Genomic DNA, 24,295 nt, shown 5'->3' with positions numbered 1-24,295 from the left:
CGGCCTCCGGCCGCCGGGATCGGGCCCGAGGTCAGAATCCGAGCTTGCGGAGCTGCTTCGGGTCGCGCTGCCAGTCCTTGGCGACCTTCACATGGAGGTCGAGAAAGACCGGCGTTCCCAGCAGCGCCTCGATGTGCTTGCGGGACTTGATGCCCACTTCCTTCAGGCGCTTGCCCTTCGGGCCGATGATGATGCCCTTCTGGCTGGGCCGCTCGATGTAGACGTTCGCGTGGATGTCCAGCAGCGGACGGTCCGCCGGGCGGTCCTCGCGCGGGAGCATCTCCTCGACGACGACGGCGATCGAGTGGGGCAGCTCGTCGCGCACACCCTCCAGCGCGGCCTCGCGGATCAGCTCCGCGACCATCACCTGCTCCGGCTCGTCCGTGAGGTCGCCTTCCGGGTAGAGCGCCGGGCTCTCGGGCAGCAGCGGGATCAGCAGGTCGGCGACCAGCTGCACCTGCTTGTCCCCGACGGCCGAGACCGGGACGATCTCGGCCCACTCGACGCCCAGCTCCTTGCCGAGCCGGTCGATCGCGATGAGCTGCTCGGCGAGCGTCTTGGAGTCGACGAGGTCGGTCTTGGTGACGATCGCGACCTTCGGGGTCTTCCTGATCCCGGCGAGCTCCTTGGCGATGAACCGGTCGCCGGGGCCGAGCTTCTCGTTGGCGGGCAGACAGAAACCGATGACGTCGACCTCGGCCCAGGTCGTGCGCACCACGTCGTTGAGCCGCTCGCCGAGCAGGGTGCGCGGCTTGTGCAGGCCGGGGGTGTCCACCAGGATCAGCTGCGCCTCGGGGCGGTGCACGATGCCCCGCACCGTGTGCCGGGTGGTCTGCGGCCGGTTGGAGGTGATGGCGACCTTCTGGCCGACCAGAGCGTTCGTCAGAGTGGACTTGCCCGCGTTCGGGCGGCCGACGAAGCAGGCGAAGCCGGCCCTGTGGGGGGCTTCGGAGGACTGGGTACGAGCGCTCATGGCGCCCATTGTCCCTGATGCCAGATGCTCCCGGGTACGCGCTCACCGCAGGGGACGCGCGACGGCGCCACCCCGCAGGGGGTGACGCCGTACGAACGGGCCGGGAACGGGCCGTTCAGCCCGCCGTGACCGAGGACTTCAGTTCGCCGTCGGGCCCGGCCAGCAGCACGGGGGTGGACGCGCCGCCCAGGTCCCGTACGGCGGCACGGTCCGCGTCGGACGCGGTGTCCGCCTCGGAGACGACGGCCGCGGCCTCCAGGGACTGCGCGCCGGACGCCACGGCCATCGCGACCGCGGTCTGCAGGGCGCTGAGGTTCAGCGAGTCCAGCGCCACGGTCCCGGCGACGTACGTCCGCCCGGTCTCGTCGCGCACGGCGGCACCCTCGGGCACACCGTTGCGTGCCCGCGCACTGCGGGCCAGCGTGATGATCTTGCGGTCCTCGGGGCCGAGGTCGGTGCTCTGCGTCATGCTCCCGAGCATAGATCGGCCCCGGGTCCGCACCGACGTCAGCCCTGGGCGGCCTTGACGAGCTTGTCGCCGATGACCTTGACGAGGCCGTCGAACGCCTTCACCGCAGCCGGGTCCTCACCCGGGATGTACGCGGCGCGGGAGACAGCCGTGCCCTGCGAGGCGACCAGCAGGTACACCTTGTAGTCCACGCCGAGGCCCGGGAGCTTCATCGTCATCGAGAACGTCTGGGAGTCCTCGGCGACCTTCCCGGCCGCCACCTTCTCGATCTTGACGTCGTTCTTCTCGCCGTCCTGCGTGAACGTCAGCTGCGGGCACGCGTCCACGGCGGTGCCGAGGGCCTTGGTGAAGTCGGCGGCGCCGGTGCCCTCGAGGGTGAAGACGGCCTGGCTGAGGGCCGTCTCGCTGCCCGCGCTCTCGAAGTCGGCCGGCTCGCCCATGGTGGCGCCCTCGACGTCGTCGGCCAGCAGGTTCGCGATCGGCTGGCACTCCGGCTTGTCGGCCTTCGGCGCCGGGTCGTCGGAAGAAGGCGTCTTGGTCGCCTTCCAGCCCTCGGGCAGGTCGCCGGCCACCAGCGTGGCGGCCTTCAACTGCTCGGCGGTGAACGGCTTCACGGCCGGCGCGCTCGCGCCGCCCTCCTGCTTCTCGCCGCTCTTGTCCGCGGAGGCGCTCGGCTTCTTGTCGTCCTCCGCACCGCAGGCGGTGCCCGCGAGACAGAGAGCGGAAGCGGTCAGAACGGCGGCGGCGCTACGGCGAATACGGGTACGCATTGCGTCATCTCCCCTGGTGAAACAGCTCGTGGGGAGCTTCCCCCCTCCCCTTTGACGCACAGACAATACACAGAACCGGAGGTCATCCGGCCACTGGATACATCGCCCCGCGACGACCCTCCGGGCTCGCCAGCCACTCCAGTTTCGCGGCCGTGTCCGCCGTCGCGTCCGGTACGGGAGTGTGCATCACGATCACGAGGTCCGGGCGGGCGGGGACACGGAGCTGGGTCGACTCCAGCACCAGCCGGCCGACCAGCGGGTGCTCCATCTCCTTGCGGATCTGGCCGCCGGGCGCGATGTCACGCCGCTCCCACAGCTCGGTGAACTCGCGACTGACCGCCTTCGCCTGCGTCACGACCTGCTGGAAGCCCTCGTCGTCCGGGCACTCGGAGCAGGCGGCCCGGAACTGGGCGACCAGCTGCGGGGCCACCTGCTCCCAACCGCAGCTGCGGGCCCGGTAGACCGGGTCGGTGAAGAACGCGAGCAGGCAGTTCTGGACGACGTCGGGACGCATGCCGAGCACCGTGCCCGCCGCGTCGTTGTACAGCACGGTGTTCCAGTGGACGTCCATGATGTGCGCGGGGTTCGGCATCCACGCGTCGATCAGCCGCCGCAGTCCCGCGCACATGTCCTTGTCGTCCGGATCCACCTCGGGCGGGGGCGGGTTGAGGCCGGCGAGGGCGTACAGGTGGCGGCGCTCGGCGCTGCTGAGCCTCAGCACCCGGCCCACCGAGTCGAGCACCTGCGGGGAGACGGTGATGTCCCGGCCCTGCTCCAGCCACTGGTACCAGGAGATGCCGACGCCCGCGAGGACCGCGACCTCCTCCCGGCGCAGCCCCGGGGTGCGGCGGCGGGCGCCGCCGTCCGGCAGACCCGCCTCGGCCGGGCTGATCCGCGCGCGCCTGCTCATCAGGAACTCGCGCAGCTCGGCGAGCCGGTGCGCCTTCATCGCGTCCTGTTCGACCGACGTGCCCACGTACTCCCCCTGTCCGTAAGCCTGGTGGTGCGGCCAACAGGATAAGTTCCCGCTCCCCACGTCTGTTCCGGCCGCCCGAGGGTGGGGCCATGGCTACCGACACCTCCCTCCCCACGGCCCGCGGCGCCGCGTCGCCGCCCGGACTCGACCGCCGGTCCCGGCTGATCCTCTTCGTCCTGTGCGCCGCGCAGTTCATGGTCGCCCTCGACTTCTCCGTACTGAACGTGGCACTGCCCGTCCTCGGCCAGGACCTCGGGCTGAGCCGGTCCGCCCTGCAGTGGGCGGTCACCGCCTTCGCGCTGCCGTCCGGCGGCTTCCTGCTCCTGTTCGGGCGGATCGCCGACCTGTACGGGCGACGCAGGCTCTTCCTGGCGGGCCTCTCCGTCTTCGGCGCCGCCTCGCTGCTCGCGACCTTCGCCTGGGACCCGGCGTCGTTCCTCGCCGGGCGGGCGTTGCAGGGGCTGGGCGCGGCGGCCATCGTGCCGACGGGCATGTCGCTGCTCACCACGACGTTCCCCGAAGGGCCGCTGCGCGACCGGGCGCTCGGGATCAGCGGCACGCTGCTGTCCCTGGGCTTCACCATCGGCATGGTGCTCGGCGGCGTCATGACCGACACGCTCGGCTGGCGCTCCACGATGGGCCTGCTGGCGCTCTTCACCCTGGTCGTCCTGCCGCTCGCGCCCCGCCTGCTGCCGGAGTCGCGTACGCCGGAGCGGCCCCGGCTCGACGTGCCCGGCGCGGTGACGGTCACCGGCGGCCTGCTCGCCGTGATCTACGCCCTGTCCACGGCGGCGGACCGGGGTTTCGGCGGCACGGACGTCCTGGTGACGCTGGCCGTGGGCATCACACTGCTGATCGCGTTCGCCGCCGTCGAGTCCCGCAGCGACGCGCCGCTGGTGTCCCTGCCGATGCTGCGCCGCCGCACGGTCGCGTTCGGCAACCTGGGCGGCCTCGTGACCTTCTCGATGATGAGCACGGTGGTGTTCGTGCTCACCCTCTACCTCCAGGAGACGCTGGGGCTCTCGGCGTTCGGCACGGGCCTGGTCTTCGGCGTGCAGGGCGTCGTGTCGGTGTTCGCGGGCGCGTTGGTGCCGAAGGTGATCGGCCGCATCGGAGCGCACCGGACGCTGGTGTTCTCGCTGCTCGGCCAGGGCGTGTTCGTCGCCGCCCTGCTGGGCGTGGGCGCGGAGTCGGGCGCGCTGCTGGCCGGGGTCGGCGTCTCGCTGGCGAGCATGTGCCACCTGGGCGCGATCATCTCGTACGGCGTGACGGTGACGTCCGGGGTCCCGGACGAGGAACAGGGGCTGGCGACCGGCCTGGTGACGACGACGCAGCAGGTGGGCGTCACGGTGGGCATCCCCCTGCTCGGCGTCCTCGCGACGACGGGCCCGTCACTGCTGGAGGGCGTCCGGCTGGTGCTGTCGGTCGACGCGGGCGTGGTGCTGGTGGCGGGGCTGGTGGTGGCGGCGGGGCTGCGGGGCGCGTCGCGGAGGGGGTGACTTTCCCCTCCCCGCCCCTTCCCACAACTGGGGCTCCGCCCCAGCCCCCGTGGCCCTGTGCCCTGGCGGGCACGGTTTGCGGGTCTTGGCCCCTGGCCCCGTCCCGCGCTTCGCGCGGTGTCCTCCAACTCCCCCTACGGCCTGGCGGCCGTGGGGAGGTGGCCCCGGACGGGCTGATCCGCTCCGAGAAACCCAGCCCTGTCGGGGGACCTTCCCTGGCTTGGCCAGGGGACCCCCACCCACGGCCGCCAAGCCGCATGGGGCGTTCGATACGCAAAGGCGGCGCTCCTCCCCGCCCCGGCCAGGAGAACCCCACCCACGCCGCAGGGGGAGATGAGACGCGGGGCCCACGGAAGGCACACTCCCTGGCTCCGCCGGGAGACACCAACCACGCCCGCCAAGCCGCATGGGGCGTTCGATACGCAAAGGCGGCACTCCTCCCCGCCCCGCCAGGGCACCTCCCCCGGCTTCGTCAGGCCCCCACGCCGCCAGGCCGCAGGCGGAGATAGAGACGCGGGGCCCAAGGCCACACTCCCTGGCTCCGCCGGGAGACCCCACCCCACGCCCGCGGGACCACAGGGGGAGAGCGATACGCGTGGCCCGCCAGGTGCACCCTCGCTCGCCTCGCCAGGGGCCGCCACCCAGCGCCCGCCAGGCCGCAGGGGGAGATCGAGCCGCCAGGGGCACCCCCTCGCCCCCGGAGGCCGCAGGTGCGGGGCCCGGTGGAGGCACCGCTCGCAGGGCGGCCCGCTAGCCGCGGTCCAGGCGGAGGCGTTCCGATCGCGGCAGGCCCGCCACCACCAGGTCGTACGAGTCCTCGATCAGCTCCCGGACCATCCGGTCCGGGAGCCCTCCCACCGTCACCGTGTTCCAGTGGCGCTTGTTCATGTGCCACCCCGGCACGATCGCCGCGTGCTCCGCACGCAGCTGGACCGCCAAGTCCGGCTCGCACTTCAGGTTGACCGTCAGCGGCTCCGCATCCAGCGCGCTGAGGGCGAACATCTTCCCCAGCACCTTGAACACCGACGTCTCGGGACCGAACGGGAACTCCTCGACCGCCGCGTTGAACCCGAGGCAGAACGCCCGCAAATCCTGCGCCTTCATCCCGCCGCCCCCTTCTCCGCCGGCAGTTCCGCCGGCTCCGACAGCACCGTGACGATCTTGTTCCGGCGGCCCGCCGGCGACTCGGCGGTCAGCCGCAGGGCGCGGCCGTCCGGCAGGTCCACCACCGCTCGCGCGCCCGCGATCGGTACGCGGCCCAGTGCCTTGGCGAGCAGACCGCCGACCGTCTCGACGTCCTCGTCGTCGAGCTCGTCGGCCCCGAGGCCGTACAGCTCGCCGAGGTCGCCGATGTCGAGGCGCGCGGTGACCCGGAAGCGCCCGTCGCCGAGCTCCTCGACCGGCGGCGCCTCGCGGTCGTACTCGTCGGTGATCTCGCCGACGATCTCCTCCAGGATGTCCTCGATCGTGACGATGCCCGCCGTGCCGCCGTACTCGTCGATGACGACGGCGACGTGGTTGCGCTTCTGCTGCATCTCGCGCAGCAGGTCGCCCGCGTTCTTCGTGTCCGGGACGAACATCGCGGGCCGCATCGCCGTGGACACCGGGTCGGCCTCCGCGTCGCGGTTGATGTGCGTCTTGCGGACCAGGTCCTTGAGGTAGACGACGCCGACGATGTCGTCCTCGTTCTCCCCGGTGACGGGGATGCGGGAGAAGCCCGAGCGCAACGCCAGAGTCAGCGCCTGCCGCACGGTCTTGAACCGCTCGATGGACACGAGGTCGGTGCGGGGGACCATCACCTCGCGGACCAGGGTGTCGCCGAGTTCGAAGACGGAGTGCACCATCCGGCGCTCGTCGTCCTCGATCAGCGACTCCTGCTCGGCGAGGTCGACCAGGGCCCGCAGCTCGGCCTCGGAGGCGAACGGGCCCTTGCGGAAACCCTTTCCGGGCGTCATCGCGTTGCCGATGAGGATCAGCAGCTGCGGCACGGGGCCCATGACCCGGGCCAGCGGCAGCAGGACGTACGCGGCGGCGGTCGCGGTGTTGAGCGGGTGCTGGCGCCCGATGGTACGCGGGGAGACGCCGACGGCGACGTAACTGACGAGCACCATCACGGCGATGGCGACGAGCAGCGCCGACCAGGTCTCCTCGAACTCCCCCAGGCACACGTACGTGACGAGCACGCCGGCCGCCATCTCGCAGGCGACCCGCACGAGCAGGGCGACGTTGAGATAACGGGTGGGGTCGGCGGCGACCTGCTCCAGCTTGGCGGCGCCGCGCCGCCCCGACCGTACGGCCTCGGCGGCGCGGAAGCTGGACACCCGGGCGAGGCCTGCCTCCGCGCAGGCGGCGAGCCAGGCGACGACCACCAGCGCGACGGCGCCCGCGAGGAGTTGGCCGGTCATGAGACGGTCGGCGCCGGGGACGGGCCGGTCAGGCCCTTCTCCGCCCGCCAGCCGTCGACGATCGCGGCCTGCAGCCCGAACATCTCCGCCTTCTCGTCCGGCTCCTCGTGGTCGTATCCGAGCAGGTGCAGCACCCCGTGGACGGTGAGGAGCTGGAGCTCCTCGTCCATGGAGTGCTGCGTCGGTGCGTCCTCGCCCTGCTTCTTGGCGACCTCGGGGCAGAGCACGATGTCACCGAGGAGCCCCTGCGGGGGCTCCTCGTCGTCCTTGGCCGGCGGACGCAGTTCGTCCATGGGGAAGGACATGACATCGGTCGGGCCCGGCAGGTCCATCCACTGGATGTGCAGCTGCTCCATGGCCTCGGCGTCCACGACGATCACCGAGAGCTCGGAGAGCGGGTGGATACGCATCCGCGCGAGCGCGTAGCGGGCGACGTCGAGGATCGCCTGCTCGTCGACCTCGGTTCCGGACTCGTTGTTGACGTCGATCGACATGGTGCGGCTGTTCTACTTCCCGTTGCGGCTGTCGTACTGCTCGTACGCGTCGACGATACGGCCGACCAGCTTGTGCCGTACGACATCCTGCGACGTGAGCAACGAGAAGTGCACGTCGTCGACCCCGTCCAGGATGTCCCGGACCTGACGCAGACCGCTCTTGGTGCCGCCCGGCAGGTCGACCTGCGTCACGTCACCGGTGATCACGATCTTGGAGTCGAATCCGAGCCGCGTGAGGAACATCTTCATCTGCTCGGGGTTCGTGTTCTGGGCCTCGTCGAGGATGATGAACGCGTCGTTGAGCGTGCGGCCGCGCATGTACGCGAGGGGCGCGACCTCGATCGTGCCCGCGGCCATCAGGCGCGGGATCGAGTCGGGGTCGAGCATGTCGTGCAGCGCGTCGTAGAGCGGGCGCAGATACGGGTCGATCTTCTCGTACAGCGTGCCGGGCAGGAAGCCGAGGCGCTCACCGGCCTCGACGGCGGGCCGGGTCAGGATGATGCGGTTGACCTGCTTGGACTGCAGCGCCTGCACGGCCTTGGCCATGGCGAGGTACGTCTTGCCCGTGCCCGCGGGGCCGATGCCGAACACGACCGTGTGCTTGTCGATCGCGTCGACGTACCGCTTCTGGTTCAGCGTCTTGGGCCGGATGGTGCGGCCGCGGCTGGAGAGGATGTTCTGGGTGAGCACTTCCGACGGCGTCTCGACGGCCTTGCCCCCGGTCTCCTCCTTGAGCATGGCGATGGAGCGTTCCACTGCGTCCTCCGTCATCGGCTGCCCGGTGCGGAGCACGAGCATCATCTCGTCGAACAGGCGCTGGATCAGAGCGACTTCCGTGGCGTCACCGACCGCGCTGATCTCGTTGCCGCGGACATGGATGTCCGCCGCCGGGAAGGCCTTCTCGATCACGCGCAGCAGGGCGTCGCCAGAGCCGAGCACCGTCACCATCGGATGCTTGGCGGGGACGGTGAAGTGGGCTCGCGCCTGGCCCGGCGCTGGGGTCTGGGCTGTGGGTGTCTGAGTCATGGGCCGGCTCTGTGGCCTGCACATACCTCCCGTTGCAGGGTTCTCGCTGCTCGACAACCTCTGGACCATCCAGGGTACGACCTGTCACTGACAGGACCGAGGGCTTTTCCGCCCGGAGCGGGCCGGGACCGGGGGGCCGGGCTCAGCCGTTGCGGCCGAAGCCGATCGTGGGGACCGCCCGGCGCAGCGGCCACGGCCGGGCCGCGGCCGGCAGCAGGTCCTCCAGGAAGGCGTAGCGGCGCAGCGCGGCGGGGTCCTGGTCCGGGAGGCCCTGCACCGACTGCCACCAGGCCGCGATCTCCGACCAGCCCGGCGCGGAGAGCGAACCGCCGAACTCCTGCACCGACAGCGCCGCGGTGAGCCCGGCGAAGGCGAGACGGTCGGCGAGCGGCCAGCCGGCGAGGGTGCCCGTGACGAAGCCCGCCACGAACACGTCGCCCGCGCCGGTCGGGTCCAGCGCCTCCACCTCGATGGCCGGGACCTGGGCGCTCTCGCCGGTCGCGCCGTCCACGGCGTACGCGCCCTCGGCACCCAGCGTGACGACCGCGAGCCGGACGTGCTCGGACAGGGCGTGGGCGGCGGCGAGCGGGCACTCGGTGCGGGTGTACCGCATCGCCTCGTCGGCGTTGGGCAGGAACGCCTCGCAGTGCTCCAGGTCGGCGAGGTCGGCCGGGTCCCAGCGGCCGCTCTCGTCCCAGCCGACGTCCGCGAAGACGCGGGTGCCCTTGCGGGCGGCCTGGGCGATCCACTCGGCGCGGTCGGGGGCGAGGGAGGCGATCGCCGCGCGCGCGGGCGGTGGGCATTGCGGGGCGGACTCGGCCGGCGGCGCCTCGTGTCCGTGGGACACCATGGTGCGCTCGCCCTCGTAGGCCATGGAGACGGTGACGGGCGAGTGCCAGCCGGGGACGGTGCGGGACAGCGTGAGGTCGATGCCCTCGCCCTGTTCCAGCGCGTCCCAGCAGTACTCGCCGTAGTGGTCGTCGCCGAAGGCCGCGGCCAGCGACGTCCGCAGCCCGAGACGGGCGAGTGCGGTGGCCATGTTGGCGACGCCGCCGGGGCTGGAGCCCATGCCGCTCGCCCAGGACTCGGTGCCGCGGACAGGCGCGGAGTCGAGGCCGGTGAAGATGATGTCGAGGAAGACGCTGCCCGTGAGGTAGACGTCGCAAGGCGGATCGGCAGGCGTGCGCAGGGCGGCCAGGGGGTCCAGGCCGGCCGCCGTGTACAGGTGCTGTCCGTCGCGAATGGTCACCGTGCGCGCTCCGAGTACGTGGTGCAGGTATCAGGCCAGTCTGCCCGAAACGACGCGGTGCGTTGACGTTCCCGGGGGACGTGGTTCACGTCCCCCGGGGCGGGGCTTCGCCGGCCCCGGCAGCTGCGCCCGGCCGGCCGGGCGCAGCTGCCAGCGGCCCGGCGACCAGTCCGGCTCGGCGGCCCGCATGGCCGCCGCGTCGTCGCGGTCGCGCAGCGAGCCGTCGTCGTCCAGCCACCGCCGGCGCAGGCGGGCGAGCCGGTCGCGGTCGACTTCCACACCGAGTCCGGGCAGATCGCTCACCGCGAGCCGGCCGTCCTCGAAGACGTGTCGCTCGGTGATCACGTCCTCCGTCTGCCACGGGTAGTGGCTGTCACAGGCGTGGTCGAGGTTCGGGACGACGGCCGCGACATGCGTCATCGCGGCGAGGCTGATGCCCAGGTGGGTGTTGGAGTGCATCGACAGGCCGACCCCGAAGGTCCGGCAGACGGCGGCCAGTTCACGGGTGGCGAGCAGCCCGCCCCATAGTGGTGGTCGGGCCCATCTGTCTCTCCATGCAACTTGCGTACATGTATGAGAACCGAGATTGGATACGCGAACCAAGGCGGTCAATGGGCCCGACTTGCCGGCGCGATGACCAGATAGGTGGACGACGACGTCAGAGCGGCGGCATGGGACGCAGAATGCCCAGCAGCATCCGCACCAGTTCGTCGACCAGTTCGTCGAGCGTCGCGTCCACCCATCCGGCGGTCCAGTCGTGCAGCAGGCCGTTGACGCTGCCGATGAACGCCGCCGCGGCGATCCGGTAGTCACGCGGCTCGGCCTCGCCCCGCTGCACCGCTCGCGCCGCCTCGGCGCAGATGAAGTCCACCCAGCGGGCGCGGCGGGTCAGCCGCTGACGTTCCATCGCCGGGCTCACTCCGACGATCTCGGTGAAGGTGATGCGGATACGCCGCGGATCACCGGTCACGTTCGCCGCGTACGCCCGGAAGACCGCCGTCGCCCGCTCCGCCAGCGCCAGGCCCTCCGCCTGCGCGAGCGCGGCCAGCGCCGCCTCCTCGGCCCAGTCGTTGACCTGGAGGTGGAGCGCCGCGAGCACGTCCTCCAGCGTGCGGAACTCCTCGTAGAACTGCCGGGTCGACAGGCCCGCCGCCTCACTGAGCGCCGCGACCGTCGTCGCCCGGTAGCCGGGGCTGTCGCCGAACAGCCGCAGGCCCGCGTCGAGGAACCGCTGCCGCCGCTCGGCCTGCCGCTCCTCGGCCGACCTGCCCCCGTAACGGCCCCTCGGGGCCTTGAGTCTGCCCGCCAATGACCCTCCCTCGTAGGCCTGGCTCATTTTGTCGTGTCCACAGTCTTGTGGAGTCTGCCACTACTCGTTACTTTCCAGTACCCCAATCTGAACGCGCTTGTTTTCAGACTGCGCCCGGTGCTCGGACCGGCCGCCTGCCCGGAAGGCAAGGACCATGTCTCTGTCCCGCACCAGGCGGACCGCAGGCGCGATCGCCGCCGCCCTGGCCCTCACGGCCGGCGCCGCGCTCCCGGCCCACGCGGAGGGCACGACGGGTACGACGGCCACGCAGCACGGGGGCAGCGGGGTCGCGCTGCGCGAGGTCATGTTCGTCGGCAACAACTGGGACGGCACCGCCGATGTCATCGAGGCCGAGGGGGACTTCGGGCGGATCGGCCGGGTGAACGTCGTCCCGGACAAGGAGGAGCGGCTGCGGGAGATCTACCGCGACCCCGTCAGGCTCGCCTTCTTCCTCGGCGTCCGGCAGGGCCCCGGCGAGGGGCACGACCAGTTCGTCGACGACATGTACGCGACGCCGGACGGCGGAGCCATGGTCGTCTCCCGGCCGAGCTTCGCCGACGTCGTCTCCATCGACCTCGCCACCGGCAGGCTCAACTGGCGTTTCCCGGTGTCCGGTTTCCGCGCCGACCACATGGCGGTCTCCCCCGACGGCACCCGCGTCGCCGTCTCCGCGTCGACGTCCAACACCGTGCACGTCCTCGACATCACCACCGGCCGGGAGGTCGGCTCGTTCGCGACCGGTGACAAGCCGCACGAGAACGTCTTCACCGACGGCGGCAGGTATCTGTGGAACATGTCGATCGGCGAGGTCACCACCGCGCTCGACGCGCCCTGGCTGGACTGGACGAAGGGCGACCGCCGGATCACCGTCGTCGACGCGCGGACGTATCAGCAGGTCACGGTGATCGACATGCGTCAGCGCCTGGACGCCTTCGGCCGCCGGGACCTGTCGGACGCGGTCCGTCCCGTCGCGTTCACGCCGGACGAGTCCCGGCTGTACTTCCAGGTGTCGTTCTTCAACGGCTTCGTCGAGTACGACGTCGCCGCCGACAAGGTCACCCGCGTGAAGGAACTGCCGAAGAACCCGGCGACCAGCGAGGACCGCACCACCTGGGTCAACGACTCACGCCACCACGGCATGTCGATGAGCCCCCGGGGCGACAAGCTCTGCGTCGCCGGGACGATGGACGACTACGCGACGATCGTCGACAGGTCCACACTCCGGGAGAGCCCGCCGGTGCCGGCCTCGAAGCCGTACTGGGCCACGGTGAGCGGCGACGGCAGGTCGTGCGTCATCTCGGAGAGCGGCGCGGACGCCGTCACCGCGATCGACTTCACGACCGGCCGGAAGGTCGCGACCGTGGCCGTCGGCGACCATCCACAGCGGGTCCGCATCGCCCGCGTCCCGGCGGACTGGACGGGACCGGCGGCGAGCGGCTGACGGCTCGTCAACCTCACCCGAAGTCGTAGGCCTCCACCTCGGCCAGATACCGGGCCCGCAGCTCCTCCTCGTCGCCGAGGAACGACGCCAGGAAGGAGTTGCGGGCCAGTTCGCGCAGCTCCTCGTCGCCGAGCGGCAACGCCTCGCGCACCGCACGGAAGTTGTCGCCCGCATAGCCCCCGAAGTAGGCGGGGTCGTCGGAGTTGACCGTGCACATCAGGCCGGCGGCCATCATCCTGGGCAGCGGATGGTCCGCGAGCGTGTCGACGGCCCGCAGCCGGACGTTGGACAGCGGGCACAGCGTCAGCGGCACCCGCTCGCGCACCAGCCGCGCCACCAGGTCGGGGTCCTCCATGGAGCGCAGCCCGTGGTCGATCCGCTCGACGCCGAGGACGTCCAGCGCCTCGCGGACGTACGCCGCCGGGCCCTCCTCCCCCGCGTGCGCGACCCGGCGCAGCCCGAGGGCGGCCGCCGCCTCGTAGACCTCCCGGAACTTCGACGGCGGGTGCCCGACCTCCGCGGAGTCGAGACCGACGCCCGTGATCCGGCTCAGATACGGCTCCGCCTCCCGCAGCGTCGCCAGCGCGGACTGGGCCGGCTCGTCGCGCAGGAAGCACATGATCAGGCGCGTGGAGACGCCGTGCCGGTCGCGGGCTCCGTCAAGCGCCCGTCCGAGGCCCTCGATCACCGTGCCGATCGGGACACCGCGGGCGGTGTGCGCCTGCGGGTCGAAGAAGATCTCCGCGTGGCGTACGCCCTGGGCGGCGGCGCGCGCGAGATAGGCGTCCGCCAGCTCGGCGAAGTCGTCCTCGGTGCGCAGCACGGCCATCAGCCCGTAGTACAGGTCGAGGAACGACTGGAGGTCCTTGAAGTCGTAGGCGTTCCGCAACTCGGCGGTGTCCGCGAAGGGGAGTTCGACGCCGTTGCGCGCGGCGAGGGCGAAGGCGAGCTCGGGCTCCAGTGTGCCTTCGATGTGAAGGTGCAGTTCGGCCTTGGGGAGGGGCATGACCCAATTCTAGGCCGCAGCGCCTTCAGGAGCGCTTGGGCACGGGGATGCGCCACAGGTCCCGGGCGACGGTCACCTCGCCCTCGAACCCGGCGGCGCGGGCCTGGCGCTCGAAGGTCTCGGCGGCGTCCGTGTAGCGCTGCGAGAAGTGCGTGAGGACGAGGTGCCGTACGCCCGCCTCGTGGGCGACCCGGCCGGCCTGACCTGCGGTCAGGTGACCGTGCTCGGTGGCCAGCCGCACGTCCTCGTCGAGGAACGTGGACTCGATGACCAGCATGTCGCAGCCCTCGGCGAGGGCGTGGACGCCGTCGCAGAGCCGGGTGTCCATGACGAAGGCGAACCGCTGCCCGCGGCGGACCTCGCTGACGTCGTCCAGCGTGACGCCGCCGAACGCCCCGTCGCGCTGGAGCCGGCCGACGTCCGGGCCCTTGATGCCGTGCGCGGCGAGCCGCTCGGGCAGTATCCGGCGGCCGTCCGGCTCGACGAGCCGGTAACCGTAGGACTCGACGGGGTGGGACAGCCGGTGCGCCTCCAGGGTGTACGCGCCCGCCCGTGCGAGGACGCCGTCTGCGGCGACGGGCGTCTCGACGAGCGGCACGGTCTCGCGGTAGGCCGTCGCGTACCGCAGCCGGTCGAAGAAGCGCTGCCCGCTCGCGGGGTAGTGGGCGACGACCGGGTGCGGGACCTGGTCGAGGTTGATCCGCTGGATCACCCCGGCCAGGCCCAGGGAGTGGTCGCCGTGGAAGTGCGTGACACAGATCCGGTCGATGTCGTGCGCGGACACGCCGGCGCGCAGCATCTGCCGCTGGGTGCCCTCGCCGGGGTCGAAGAGGATGCCCTCGCCGTCCCAGCGCAGCAGATAGCCGTTGTGGTTGCGGTGCCGGGTCGGGACCTGGCTGGCGGTGCCGAGCACCACCAGTTCACGTACGGACACTGCGCTGCCCGCCCCTACCCGGGGGGCCACTCGAGACCGCGGCCGCCGAGCACGTGGGCGTGGGCGTGGAAGACGGTCTGCCCCGCACCGGAGCCGGTGTTGAAGACGACGCGGTAGCCGGTCGCGTCGGCCTTCTCGTCGGCGGCGACCTCACCGGCCTCCCGCAGCACGTCGGCGGCGAGCTCCGGCGCGGCGGAGGCGAGGGTGGCGGCGTCGCGGTAGTGGGCCCTGGGGATGACCAGAACATGGGTGGGGGCCTGGGGGTTGATGTCCCGGAAGGCGACGGTGGTCGCGGTCTCGCGCACGATGGTGGCGGGGACCTCCCCTGAGGCGATCTTGCAGAACAGGCAGTCCGCCTGCGGTTCTCCGGCCATGCGGGGGCGCCTCCTCGCGGGTGGGTGTCACTGCTGACGGCATGCTATCGGCCGTGCGGAGGCGCACGGCCCTGGCCCCGCGACCCCGTACCGCGCTTCGCGCGGTGTCCTCAATCGCCGGACGGGCTGGATTCGCCGCAGGCAAATCCAGCCTCGCTGGGGGCACCTCCCACGGCCGCCAGGCCGTAGGGGGAGATTGAGGCCCGGGGGCCCGGGGGCGGAGCCCCCGGTTACGGCAGCCGCGGCGGCGACTTCGCCGCCGTCTCCTCCAGCGCCGACAGCGCCATCCGGATCGCCTCGTCCAGCTGCGGGTCCCGCCCCGCCGCGTAGTCCTGAGGCGTCGGCACCACCTCCACGTCCGGGTCCACGCCGCGGTTCTCCACGTCCCAGCCGTAACCCTCCAGCCAGAACGCGTACTTGGGCTGTGTCACCAGCGTGCCGTCGACCAGGGAATAGCGGCTGTCGATGCCCACCACACCGCCCCACGTCCGCGTGCCCACCACCGGGCCGATGCCGAGCGCCTTGATCGCCGCGTTCACGATGTCGCCGTCCGAGCCGGAGAACTCGTTCGCCACGGCCACCACCGGCCCCCGGGGAGCGTCCAGCGGGTAGCTGGACGGCTGCATCCCGCGCGGCAGGTCCCAGCCCACGATGCGGCGGGCCAGCTTCTCGACGACGAGCTGCGATGTGTGGCCGCCGCGGTTCTCGCGTACGTCGACGACCAGACCCTCGCGCGCCACCTCCACCCTCAGGTCACGGTGGATCTGGGCCCAGCCGGGCGCCTGCATGTCCGGGACATGGAGGTAGCCGAGACGTCCGCCCGACTTCTCGTGGACGTACGCCCGCCGGTCCGCCACCCAGGCGTGGTACCTCAGCGGCTCCTCGTCGGCGAGGGGCACCACCACCGCGTGGCGCGGGTCGCCGCCGCCCGCCGGGGACACGGTGAGTTCGACGGGCTTGCCCGCCGAGCCGACGAGCAGCGGCCCAAGGCCCCTCACGGAGTCGACGGGCCGCCCGTCCACGGCCACGATCGCGTCTCCCGCGCGCAGGGCGACGCCCGGCGCCGCGAGCGGTGAGTGGGCATGCGGGTCGGACGTCTCCGAGGGCAGGATGCGCTCGATCCGCCAGGACCCGTCCTCCGCGCGGGAGATGTCCGCGCCGAGCAGCCCCTGCCGGGTCGCGCCGCTGCCGTAGCCGCCCGCCGGCATGACGTACGCATGCGAGGTGCCGAGTTCGCCCTGCACCTCCCACAGCAGGTCGACGAGGTCGTCATGGGTGGCGACGCGGGCCAGCACCGGCCGGTACCGCTCCAGCACCCCGTCCCAGTCGACACCGCCGAGGTCGGCGCGCCAGAACTGGTCGCGCATCAGCCGCCCGGCCTCGTCGTACATCTGCCGCCACTCGGCGGCCGGGTCGATCGTCCGGCGCACGCGGCTGAGGTCGACGGTGATGTTGGTGTCGGAGTCCTCGTCGCGGGAGGCGCGCCGGTCGCTGGGGACGACCTTGAGCGTGTCGTCGGTGTGGAGCAGGATCCGCTTGCCGTCACCGCTGACGCGGAAGTAGTCGGCGTCCCCGCAGAGTTCCTCGATGTGCTGCTGGACCAGGTCGTACCGCTCGAGCGCGGTCTTCGGGCCGGGGTCGTCGGGCGTGGCACGGGCCGCGCCGAGGACTCCGCGCAGCGGGTGCCGCAGCCACAGCAGCCCGTCCTTCGCGGCGCGCAGCGTCGAATAGCGGGCGGCCTCGACGGGGAACGGCACTATGCGGTCCGCGAGTCCGTCGAGGTCGATACGGGTGACGGGCGCGGCGCCCTCGTCCGCAGCGGAGTCGGACGCACCGTCCTTGTCCGGGTCGAAGGCCCGCCCGTGCCGCTGCGGGCCGAACGGCGAGGGCGTCGTCGCGGCGAGCGTGATCAGGTGCGGCCGGCAGCCGCCGATGAAGGCGAGGTCGAAGACGTGCGTGTCGTAGACCGGGTCGAAGGACCGCTCGGAGAGGAAGGCGAGGTGCTTGCCGTCGAGCGTGAAGGCGGGCTGGAAGTCCTTGAACCGCAGCGGTGTCGCCTCGGAGACCGTCAGATCACCGGTGTTGGCGAGTTTGATCTGGCGCAGCGGGCTGGGGCCGGGGTGCGACCAGGCGAGCCAGCCCGAGTCGGGTGAGAAGACGAGCCCTGTGGCGTCGCCGTGCTCGCTGCGGTCGACCTCGCGGACCTCGCCGGACTCGCGCTCGACGAGAAGCACCCGGCCGTCGTGCGAGGCGACGGCCGCACGGCTGCCGTCGGGCGCGACGGCGAGGCTGAGAACGCGGCCGATCCGGCCCGCGGCGAGCCGTCGGGGCGTGGCGCCCGCGGCGGGGCCGGTCGCCGGCGCGAACTCGAGCGCGTCGTCCCCCTCGGCGTCGGTCACCCAGACGACGTGCTCCTCGCCGTCCACGCGGAACGTGCGCGGCAGCCGGGAGCGCACGCCGGGCTCCACGGCGAGCGAACGCGCGGGCCCTCCGCGGTGGGTGACCCAGTGGATGCCGCCGCGGACCTCGACGGCGCTGCCGCGGCCGGTGTGGTCGGGGGCGGCGTCGCCGAGGTGGTGGTCGGCGTCGACGGGCCGGGACCGCAGGTCGGTGCGCTGACCGCCGAGCCTGATGTCGAGCCGGCGCGGCTCGGCGCCGGCCAGGTCGTCGAGGATCCACAGTTCACCGGCGCAGGCGTAGACGACGCGGGCGCCGTCGGTGGCGGCGTGGCGGGCGTAGAAGCCCTCGATGCCGGTGTGCCGGCGCAGGTCGGAGCCGTCGGGCAGCGAGGAGTACAGCGCGCCGACTCCCTCGTGGTCGGACAGGAACGCGATCCTGTCGCCGACCCACAGGGGGTACTCGATGTTGCCGTCCACGTCCTCGTGGAGGCGTACGAACTCTCCGTCGCCCGCCGCGTCGATCCACAACTTGCCCGCGGTGCCGCCCCGGTAGCGCTTCCAGGCCGCGGCCTCGCGTCCCATCGTCGCCGACAGCAGCAGCGTCTGCGGGCCGAAGGCGACGTCGCCGACGAGCCCGTACGGCAGGGTGGTGGCGGGGCCGCCGTCGAGGGGCACGGCCCGCGCCCAGGTGCGGCGCAACGACGCCTGCCCGTGGGTGGTGAGCGCGAGGACGTGGCCGTCCGGGGTCCAGCCGCGTACGGAGGTCTTGTAACTGCCCCAGTGGGTCAGGCGGTCCGACGGCCCGCCGTCGAGGGGCGCGACGTGCACCTCGGGCGCACCGTCGCGGTACGAGGTCCAGGCGATGCGCGTGCCGTCGGGCGAGATTCTCGGATGGTTCACGGGCACGTCGTCGGCGCTGACGCGCCACGCGCGGCCGCCGTCGAGCGGCGCCACCCAGACGTCGTCCTCGGCGGTGAAGGCGACCGACTCGCCGTGAAGATGGGGAAACCGGAGGTAGGCAGGGTGCGTCACACCGTCACCCTAGGCAGGTGGAGGCCGTGCGCGGGGGGCTTTGGATCACTTGGCCGGAACGGCGGTCACGGTGACGGTCTCGGTGACGGTGACGGTGGGGCCCGGCCGGGGCGGCGCGGTGGTCCGGGGCCCCGTCGTGCCGGGCGCGGTGCTGCTCGGCGCGGCGGAGCAGTCACCGAGCATGGTCGCCTGGAAGACGACCTTCCTGTCGATCCGGGCGGTCAGATCACCGCGTACGCACTTTCCGGCGCGCTCGTCGGTCACTTTGCCCTTGATGGTGATGGTCTGGCCGGATTCGGTCTCTCCCCGGCAGTCGACCGTCGCGCTGCCCGGTGCCGTGGTGGCGCCCGAGGGGCTCGCGCCTCTGTTCACGGTGGCGGTGCAGCTGAGCCACGCCACGTCGAAGGTCAGCCGTTCCAGCGTGGCGGTCGCGGTCCGGTCGGTGGTGACGGCCACGGCGGCGGAGTCGAGCCCGCCGGCCGCCGGCTCGCAGGCGGCGAGGCTCGCGACGGCGATTCCGCAGGCGCCGGCGGCGGCCACGGTCCTGAGGACACTCATGGGTGGCAGGGTGCCATCCACGAGGGCGCGGGAAAAGGACGGTTGTGGCCAGCGTGGTGCGCGTGCGGCCGGTCCATGCCCAGGAAGGCCACCCGTGCCGACGCGCGGCCCCTCCCCCTCAGGACCAGCGGCCCGTGCGGCCCAGCAGCAGGGCCGTCGCCGCGGTTCCGGCGGTCGACGTGCGCAGCACGCTGCGGCCCAGGCGGAACGGCTTCGCGCCCGCCTGCGCGAACGCCTCCAGCTCCTGCGGGGACACGCCGCCCTCCGGGCCGACGACCAGCACGATCGAGCCCTGTGCGGGGAGTTCGGCGGTGGCCAGCGGCTCCGCGCCCTCCTCGTGGAGCACGGCCGCGAAGTCCGCGGCCGCCAGCAGCGCCGCCACCTGCTTGGTCGTCGCCGCCTCCGCGACCTCGGGGAAGCGCAGCCTGCGGGACTGCTTGCCCGCCTCCCGCGCGGTGGAACGCCATTTGGCCAGCGACTTGGCGCCGCGCTCGCCCTTCCACTGCGTGATGCAGCGCGCGGCCGCCCACGGCACGACGGCGTCCACGCCCGTCTCCGTCATCGTCTCCACGGCGAGTTCGCCGCGGTCGCCCTTGGGCAGCGCCTGGACGACGGTGATCCTCGGCGCGGGTTCCGGCTCGGCCGGGCACTCCCGCACCTCGATCGTCAGCCGGTCCTTGCCCTCGGTGGCCAGCACGGAGCCCGCCGCGCCACGCCCCTGACCGTCCGTCAGAACGATCTCCTCGCCCGCTTGCAGCCGCCGTACGGACACGGCATGCCGTCCCTCGGGGCCGTCCAGGGTGACGACACCGCCCGGTGCGACGCCTTCGAGCGACTCGACGACGAACACGGGGGCGGTCATCGCGCACCGCCCAGCGCCAGCGCGGCCCGCGCGGAGTCCAGTTCCGCGGCGAGGAGCTCCACCAGCCGCCCCGCGGGCAGTTCGCGGGCCAACCGGTGGCCCTGCCCGGCCCACAGCGCCATGCCCTGTGGGTCCCCGGCCTTCGCCGCCGCCTTGCGCAGCCCGCTCGTCAGGTGGTGGACCTCGGGGTAGGCGGCGGGGGCGTACGGGCCGTGCTCGTGCATGAAGCGGTTCACCAGCCCGCGCGCCGGCCGCCCGGAGAAGGCGCGGGTCAACGCGGTGCGGGCGAACAGGGGATTGGTCATGGCCTGCTTGTGGAGGGCGTTCGCCCCGGACTCGGGGCAGACGAGGAACGCCGTGCCGAGCTGCGCGGCGCTCGCTCCCGCCGCCAGTACCGCGGCGATCTGCGCGCCCCGCATCAGGCCGCCCGCCGCGACGACCGGCAGGTGCACCGCCTCGCGCACGAGGGTGATCAGGGGGAGCAGCCCGATGCCGGAGCCGTCCGCGGCCGGGTCGTCGCGGTGCGTGCCCTGGTGGCCGCCCGCCTCGACGCCCTGCACGCACACGGCGTCGGCACCGGCCCACTGCGCGGCCTGCGCCTCCTCCGGCGTGGTGACGGTGACCACGGTGATCGTGCCTGCGGCGGACAGGGCGGCGAGCGCGTCGCGCGAAGGGCAGCCGAAGGTGAAGGAGACGACCGGGACGGGGTCGTCGATCAGGATCGCGAGCTTGGCCTCGTAGCCGTCGTCCCGCCCCGCGTCGGGGTCGCCCAGCGGGGTGTCGTACCAGGAGGACTCACCGGCGAGCTGATGCCGGTAGACCTCGACGGCCGCCGGGTCGGCGGTGCCGGGCTGCGGCATGAACAGATTGACGCCGAAGGGGCTCGCCGTGCGGCTGCGGATCTGTTTGATCTCCTGGTACATGCCGTCCGCCGTCTTGTACCCGGCGGCGAGGAACCCGAGCCCGCCGGCGTCGGACACGGCGGCGGCGAGCTCCGGACAGGATGCACCGCCGGCCATGGGGGCCTGCACGATCGGATAACGGCAAAGACCGGTCAGCGCGGACGACATGCAGGCATCGTCGCATGCCCCGGCCCCCCGACCGAATCCAGGATTCCGCCCCGCCGGGACGCACACGGCGGCGCCTGCGGCGGGCTGCCCTACGGCCTAGCGGCCGTGGGAGGGGCCCCAGGCGGGCTGATTTCGCTCCGCGAAATCCAGCCCCGCCGACGTCGAGGCGCGGGATCCGGGGCGGAGCCCCGAAAGCGCCCGCAGCGCGGTGTGCGCCGATGCCGGAGCCTCTAGGCCCGCGGCGGGGCCTCGCGCCCGCCAGGCGCGCAGCGCGGTACGAGACCGGGCAGGGGCCCGAACCCGCGCCCCTGGGCTCACGCGGCGCGCGGTACCGGGACCGGAGCCCCGGGGCGGGAAGGGGCGGGGGTGGGGGAACCCCACGGGCTAACGCCCGTTGAACGCGTCCTTCAGGCGCGAGAACAGCCCCTGCTGCCCCGGCTGGAACTGACCCGTCGGCCGCTCCTCGCCCCGCAGCTTCGCCAGGTCCCGCAGCAGCCGCTCCTGCTCCGGGTCCAGCTTCGTCGGCGTCGTCACCTCGACGTGGACGATCAGGTCGCCCCGGCCGCCGCCCCGCAGGTGCGTGATGCCGCGCCCGTGCAGCGGGATCGACTGGCCGGACTGCGTGCCCGGCCGGATGTCGACCTCCTCCATGCCGTCGAGCGTCTCCAGCGGGCACTTCGTGCCCAGCGCCGCCGCCGTCATGGGAATCGTCACCGTGCAGTGCAGGTCGTCGCCGCGCCGCTGGAAGACCGGGTGCGCGATCTCGTGGATCTCGACGTACAGGTCACCGGCGGGGCCGCCGCCCGGGCCGACCTCGCCCTCGCCCGCCAGCTGGATGCGCGTGCCGTTGTCGACACCCGCGGGGATCTTCACGGTGAGCGTGCGGCGGGACCGGATCCGGCCGTCTCCCGCGCACTCCGGGCACGGGGTCGGCACGACGGTGCCGAATCCCTGGCACTGCGGACACGGACGGGACGTCATGACCTGGCCCAGGAAGGACCGCGTCACCTGCGAGACCTCACCGCGGCCGCGGCACATGTCACAGGTCTGCGCGGAGGTGCCGGGCGCCGCGCCCTCGCCGGAGCACGTCGTGCACACCACGGCCGTGTCGACCTGGATGTCCTTCGTCGTGCCGAAGGCCGCCTCGTTGAGCTCGACCTCCAGGCGGATCATGGCGTCCTGGCCTCGCCGCGTACGCGAACGGGGTCCGCGCTGCGACGCCGTGCCGAAGAAGGCGTCCATGATGTCGGAGAAGTTCCCGAAGCCGCCGGCGCCGAATCCGCCCGCGGCTCCGCCGCCGGCCTGCGACAGAGGGTCGCCGCCGAGGTCGTAGACCTGCTTCTTCTGCGGGTCCGAGAGCACCTCGTACGCCGCGTTGATCTCCTTGAAGCGCTCCTGCGTCTTCGGGTCCGGATTCACGTCCGGGTGGAGTTCGCGCGCGAGGCGGCGGAAGGCCTTCTTGATCTCGTCCTGCGATGCGTCGCGGCGCACGCCGAGTACGGCGTAGTAGTCCGTGGCCACTTACGACTCCGCCAGGATCTGTCCGACGTAACGTGCCACTGCGCGTACCGCTCCCATCGTTCCGGGGTAGTCCATGCGGGTCGGTCCGACCACGCCGAGTTTGGCGACTGCCTCGCCGCCCGAACCGTAGCCGACCGAGACGACGGACGTGGAGTTGAGTCCCTCGTGGGCATTCTCATGCCCGATCCTCACGGTCACGCCCGATTCCTTGGCCTCGCCGAGCAGCTTGAGCAGCACGACGTGCTCCTCCAGCGCCTCCAGCACCGGCCTGATCGTCAGGGGGAAGTCGTGTCCGAAGCGGGTGAGATTGGCGGTGCCGCCGATCATCAGCCGCTCCTCGGTCTCCTCGACCAGCGTCTCCAGCAGGGTCGCGAGCACGGTGGAGACCGTGCCGCGGTCCTCCGTCTCGAACGACTCGGGCAGGTCCTGCACCAGCTGCGGCACGTCCGCGAAGCGGCGGCCGACGACGCGGCTGTTGAGCCGGGCCCGCAGGTCGGCCAGCGAGGTCTCGCCGAACGGCGCGGGGCAGTCGACCATCCGCTGCTCGACCCGGCCGGTGTCCGTGATCAGCACGAGCATCAGCCGGGCGGGAGCCAGCGACAGCAGCTCCACGTGCCGGACCGTCGAGCGTGTCAGCGAGGGGTACTGGACGACGGCGACCTGCCGGGTCAGCTGCGCGAGCAGGCGGACCGTGCGGCCCACGACGTCGTCGAGGTCGACGGCTCCGTCCAGGAAGTTCTGGATGGCCCGGCGCTCGGGGGACGACAGCGGCTTGACGCCTGCCAGCTTGTCGACGAACAGCCGGTAGCCCTTGTCCGTGGGGATGCGGCCGGCGCTGGTGTGGGGCTGCGCGATGTAGCCCTCCTCCTCCAGCACGGCCATGTCGTTGCGGACGGTGGCCGGGGAGACACCGAGCTTGTGCCGCTCCGTCAGCGCCTTGGAACCGACGGGCTCCTCGGTGCCGACGTAGTCCTGGACGATGGCGCGCAGGACTTCGAGTCTGCGTTCGCTGAGCATCGCGCGCACCTCCAGCTGCCGGTCCTCGGTGTGTCCTGGCACTCGATACGGCCGAGTGCCAGCTTTCCCCCGGCCAGTGTACGGCGGCGGGGTAGGCCCCTAGCAAGGGCGGCCGACCACGCTACCGCGAGACCTGTGCTGGTCGATGCGGATAGCGTCGCCGTATGGACGCCGCTTGGGAAGACTTCGGGTGGGAACGGCTGGCCGACGGAGTCGGCCGGCGCAGGATGCCGACCTGGGACGCGACCGTCGGCCTGGTGCTGGGCGAGGAACACGTCCTGCTGTACGACACGGGCTCGACGATCCGCGAGGGCGCCGAGCTCCGCGTACAGGCTCAGGCGCTGGCGGGCGGGCGCCGAGTGACGTACATCGCACTGAGCCACCCGCACTTCGATCACGTGCTGGGCACGGCGGCGTTCGCCGGTGCGGAGATCTACGGGGCGGTCGGCATGGACGCGCTGCTGCGCCGGGAACGCGACGCGATCCGCACCGACGCGGTGCGGCACGGGGTCCCGGCGGCCGCGGCGGCGGAGGCAGCCGATCTGCTCGCGCTGCCGCACCACCTGGTGAGCGGGGAGTGCACGCTCGACCTGGGCGGACGCAGGGTGCTGCTGGCCAACGTCGGCCCGGGCCACTCGGGCCACGACCTCGCGCTGTTCGTGCCCGGCGAACCGGAGGTCGTGTTCTGCGGCGACCTGGTGGAGGAGTCGGGCGAGCCGCAGGCGGGCCCGGACGCGATCACCTCGCGCTGGCCGGCGGCGCTCGACCGTCTGCTCGCGCTCGGCGGCGAGGACGCGCTGTACGTGCCGGGGCACGGCGCGGCGGTGGACGCGGCGTTCGTGCGGACGCAGCGTGACGAGCTCGCCGTGCGCTTCGGCGTGTCGTAGGGCGACCGGTCGTATCGTCATCCG

General features: G+C 72.4%; 22 protein-coding genes and 1 pseudogene. 3 read left to right on the top strand and 20 right to left on the bottom strand.

Features of this window, described 5'->3' with window-relative positions; genetic code table 11:
• Window positions 1-31 precede the first annotated feature (31 nt).
• The 4 genes from era to HW130_RS27525 form a co-directional block, all read right to left on the bottom strand.
• Window positions 32-982, bottom strand: a complete 951-nt coding sequence (gene era / locus HW130_RS27540) for a GTPase Era (RefSeq protein WP_177152439.1) — start codon at window positions 980-982, stop codon at window positions 32-34.
• A 106-nt stretch (window positions 983-1,088) separates the two neighbouring features.
• A complete protein-coding gene (locus HW130_RS27535; RefSeq protein WP_177152438.1) occupies window positions 1,089-1,442 on the bottom strand; it encodes a cytidine deaminase in 354 nt (117 codons plus the stop codon).
• Window positions 1,443-1,480: 38 nt separating this feature from the next.
• Window positions 1,481-2,212, bottom strand: a complete 732-nt coding sequence (locus tag HW130_RS27530; RefSeq protein ID WP_177152437.1) for a hypothetical protein — start codon at window positions 2,210-2,212, stop codon at window positions 1,481-1,483.
• Window positions 2,213-2,294: 82 nt separating this feature from the next.
• A complete protein-coding gene (locus tag HW130_RS27525; protein WP_177152503.1) occupies window positions 2,295-3,161 on the bottom strand; it encodes a helix-turn-helix transcriptional regulator in 867 nt (288 codons plus the stop codon).
• Between the two features lie 116 nt (window positions 3,162-3,277).
• On the opposite strand from HW130_RS27525, the gene HW130_RS27520 reads away from it, so the two are divergent.
• Window positions 3,278-4,687 carry an MFS transporter gene (locus tag HW130_RS27520; protein ID WP_177152436.1) on the top strand — a complete coding sequence of 470 codons (1,410 nt, stop codon included), beginning with the start codon at window positions 3,278-3,280 and terminating at the stop codon, window positions 4,685-4,687.
• Between the two features lie 750 nt (window positions 4,688-5,437).
• Here HW130_RS27520 and HW130_RS27515 read toward each other — a convergent pair.
• The 7 genes and pseudogenes from HW130_RS27515 to HW130_RS27485 all read right to left on the bottom strand — a co-directional run bounded on the left by HW130_RS27515 (window position 5,438) and on the right by HW130_RS27485 (window position 11,170).
• On the bottom strand, window positions 5,438-5,791 hold the full coding sequence (locus HW130_RS27515) for an MmcQ/YjbR family DNA-binding protein (protein ID WP_177152435.1): 354 nt from the start codon (window positions 5,789-5,791) through the stop codon (window positions 5,438-5,440).
• Entirely contained in the window at window positions 5,788-7,092 is a 1,305-nt protein-coding gene (locus HW130_RS27510; RefSeq protein WP_177152434.1) for a hemolysin family protein, read from the bottom strand. Before HW130_RS27510 ends, HW130_RS27515 begins: the two co-directional genes overlap by 4 nt.
• Window positions 7,089-7,586: an rRNA maturation RNase YbeY gene (gene ybeY, locus HW130_RS27505; RefSeq protein ID WP_177152433.1), complete on the bottom strand. Its 498-nt coding sequence runs from the start codon at window positions 7,584-7,586 to the stop codon at window positions 7,089-7,091. Before ybeY ends, HW130_RS27510 begins: the two co-directional genes overlap by 4 nt.
• A 12-nt stretch (window positions 7,587-7,598) precedes the next feature.
• On the bottom strand, window positions 7,599-8,612 hold the full coding sequence (locus tag HW130_RS27500) for a PhoH family protein (protein ID WP_177152432.1): 1,014 nt from the start codon (window positions 8,610-8,612) through the stop codon (window positions 7,599-7,601).
• A 142-nt stretch (window positions 8,613-8,754) separates the two neighbouring features.
• Complete coding sequence (locus HW130_RS27495) at window positions 8,755-9,861, bottom strand: PfkB family carbohydrate kinase (RefSeq protein WP_177152431.1); 1,107 nt, start codon at window positions 9,859-9,861, stop codon at window positions 8,755-8,757.
• A gap of 162 nt (window positions 9,862-10,023) precedes the next feature.
• Window positions 10,024-10,389: pseudogene (locus HW130_RS27490) on the bottom strand (enolase C-terminal domain-like protein); the annotation flags it as partial.
• A gap of 130 nt (window positions 10,390-10,519) precedes the next feature.
• Window positions 10,520-11,170: a TetR/AcrR family transcriptional regulator gene (locus HW130_RS27485; protein WP_177152430.1), complete on the bottom strand. Its 651-nt coding sequence runs from the start codon at window positions 11,168-11,170 to the stop codon at window positions 10,520-10,522.
• A 154-nt stretch (window positions 11,171-11,324) separates the two neighbouring features.
• Between HW130_RS27485 and HW130_RS27480 the strand changes: the two genes are divergently transcribed.
• Complete coding sequence (locus tag HW130_RS27480) at window positions 11,325-12,611, top strand: YncE family protein (RefSeq protein ID WP_177152429.1); 1,287 nt, start codon at window positions 11,325-11,327, stop codon at window positions 12,609-12,611.
• A gap of 13 nt (window positions 12,612-12,624) precedes the next feature.
• Here the strand turns inward: HW130_RS27480 and HW130_RS27475 are convergent, their stop codons facing one another.
• The 9 genes from HW130_RS27475 to hrcA form a co-directional block, all read right to left on the bottom strand.
• Window positions 12,625-13,617: an adenosine deaminase gene (locus HW130_RS27475; protein WP_177152428.1), complete on the bottom strand. Its 993-nt coding sequence runs from the start codon at window positions 13,615-13,617 to the stop codon at window positions 12,625-12,627.
• A 25-nt stretch (window positions 13,618-13,642) separates the two neighbouring features.
• Window positions 13,643-14,551 (bottom strand): ribonuclease Z, encoded by a 909-nt coding sequence (locus tag HW130_RS27470; protein ID WP_177152427.1) that lies wholly within the window; start codon window positions 14,549-14,551, stop codon window positions 13,643-13,645.
• Window positions 14,552-14,565: 14 nt separating this feature from the next.
• On the bottom strand, window positions 14,566-14,925 hold the full coding sequence (locus HW130_RS27465; RefSeq protein ID WP_177152426.1) for a histidine triad nucleotide-binding protein: 360 nt from the start codon (window positions 14,923-14,925) through the stop codon (window positions 14,566-14,568).
• Between the two features lie 230 nt (window positions 14,926-15,155).
• Window positions 15,156-18,356: a S41 family peptidase gene (locus HW130_RS27460; protein ID WP_177152425.1), complete on the bottom strand. Its 3,201-nt coding sequence runs from the start codon at window positions 18,354-18,356 to the stop codon at window positions 15,156-15,158.
• Window positions 18,357-18,401: 45 nt separating this feature from the next.
• Window positions 18,402-18,914, bottom strand: a complete 513-nt coding sequence (locus HW130_RS27455) for a hypothetical protein (protein WP_177152424.1) — start codon at window positions 18,912-18,914, stop codon at window positions 18,402-18,404.
• 118 nt (window positions 18,915-19,032) lie between these two features.
• Window positions 19,033-19,776 carry a 16S rRNA (uracil(1498)-N(3))-methyltransferase gene (locus HW130_RS27450; RefSeq protein ID WP_177152423.1) on the bottom strand — a complete coding sequence of 248 codons (744 nt, stop codon included), beginning with the start codon at window positions 19,774-19,776 and terminating at the stop codon, window positions 19,033-19,035.
• Entirely contained in the window at window positions 19,773-20,846 is a 1,074-nt protein-coding gene (locus tag HW130_RS27445; RefSeq protein WP_177152422.1) for a nitronate monooxygenase, read from the bottom strand. The genes HW130_RS27450 and HW130_RS27445 overlap by 4 nt, the downstream gene beginning before the upstream one ends.
• A gap of 384 nt (window positions 20,847-21,230) precedes the next feature.
• A complete protein-coding gene (gene dnaJ / locus HW130_RS27440) occupies window positions 21,231-22,367 on the bottom strand; it encodes a molecular chaperone DnaJ (protein ID WP_177152421.1) in 1,137 nt (378 codons plus the stop codon).
• On the bottom strand, window positions 22,368-23,384 hold the full coding sequence (gene hrcA / locus HW130_RS27435; protein ID WP_177152502.1) for a heat-inducible transcriptional repressor HrcA: 1,017 nt from the start codon (window positions 23,382-23,384) through the stop codon (window positions 22,368-22,370). It lies immediately after the preceding gene.
• Between the two features lie 164 nt (window positions 23,385-23,548).
• Between hrcA and HW130_RS27430 the strand changes: the two genes are divergently transcribed.
• Window positions 23,549-24,271, top strand: a complete 723-nt coding sequence (locus tag HW130_RS27430) for an MBL fold metallo-hydrolase (protein WP_177152420.1) — start codon at window positions 23,549-23,551, stop codon at window positions 24,269-24,271.
• Window positions 24,272-24,295 lie beyond the last annotated feature (24 nt).

Origin of the sequence: Streptomyces sp. PKU-EA00015, assembly GCF_013387495.1 — a bacterium.
In the GTDB taxonomy this organism is placed as follows: Bacteria; Actinomycetota; Actinomycetes; order Streptomycetales; family Streptomycetaceae; genus Streptomyces.
Note: the sequence above shows the minus strand (reverse complement) of the source record. Positions and strands in the feature narration are given on the sequence as shown.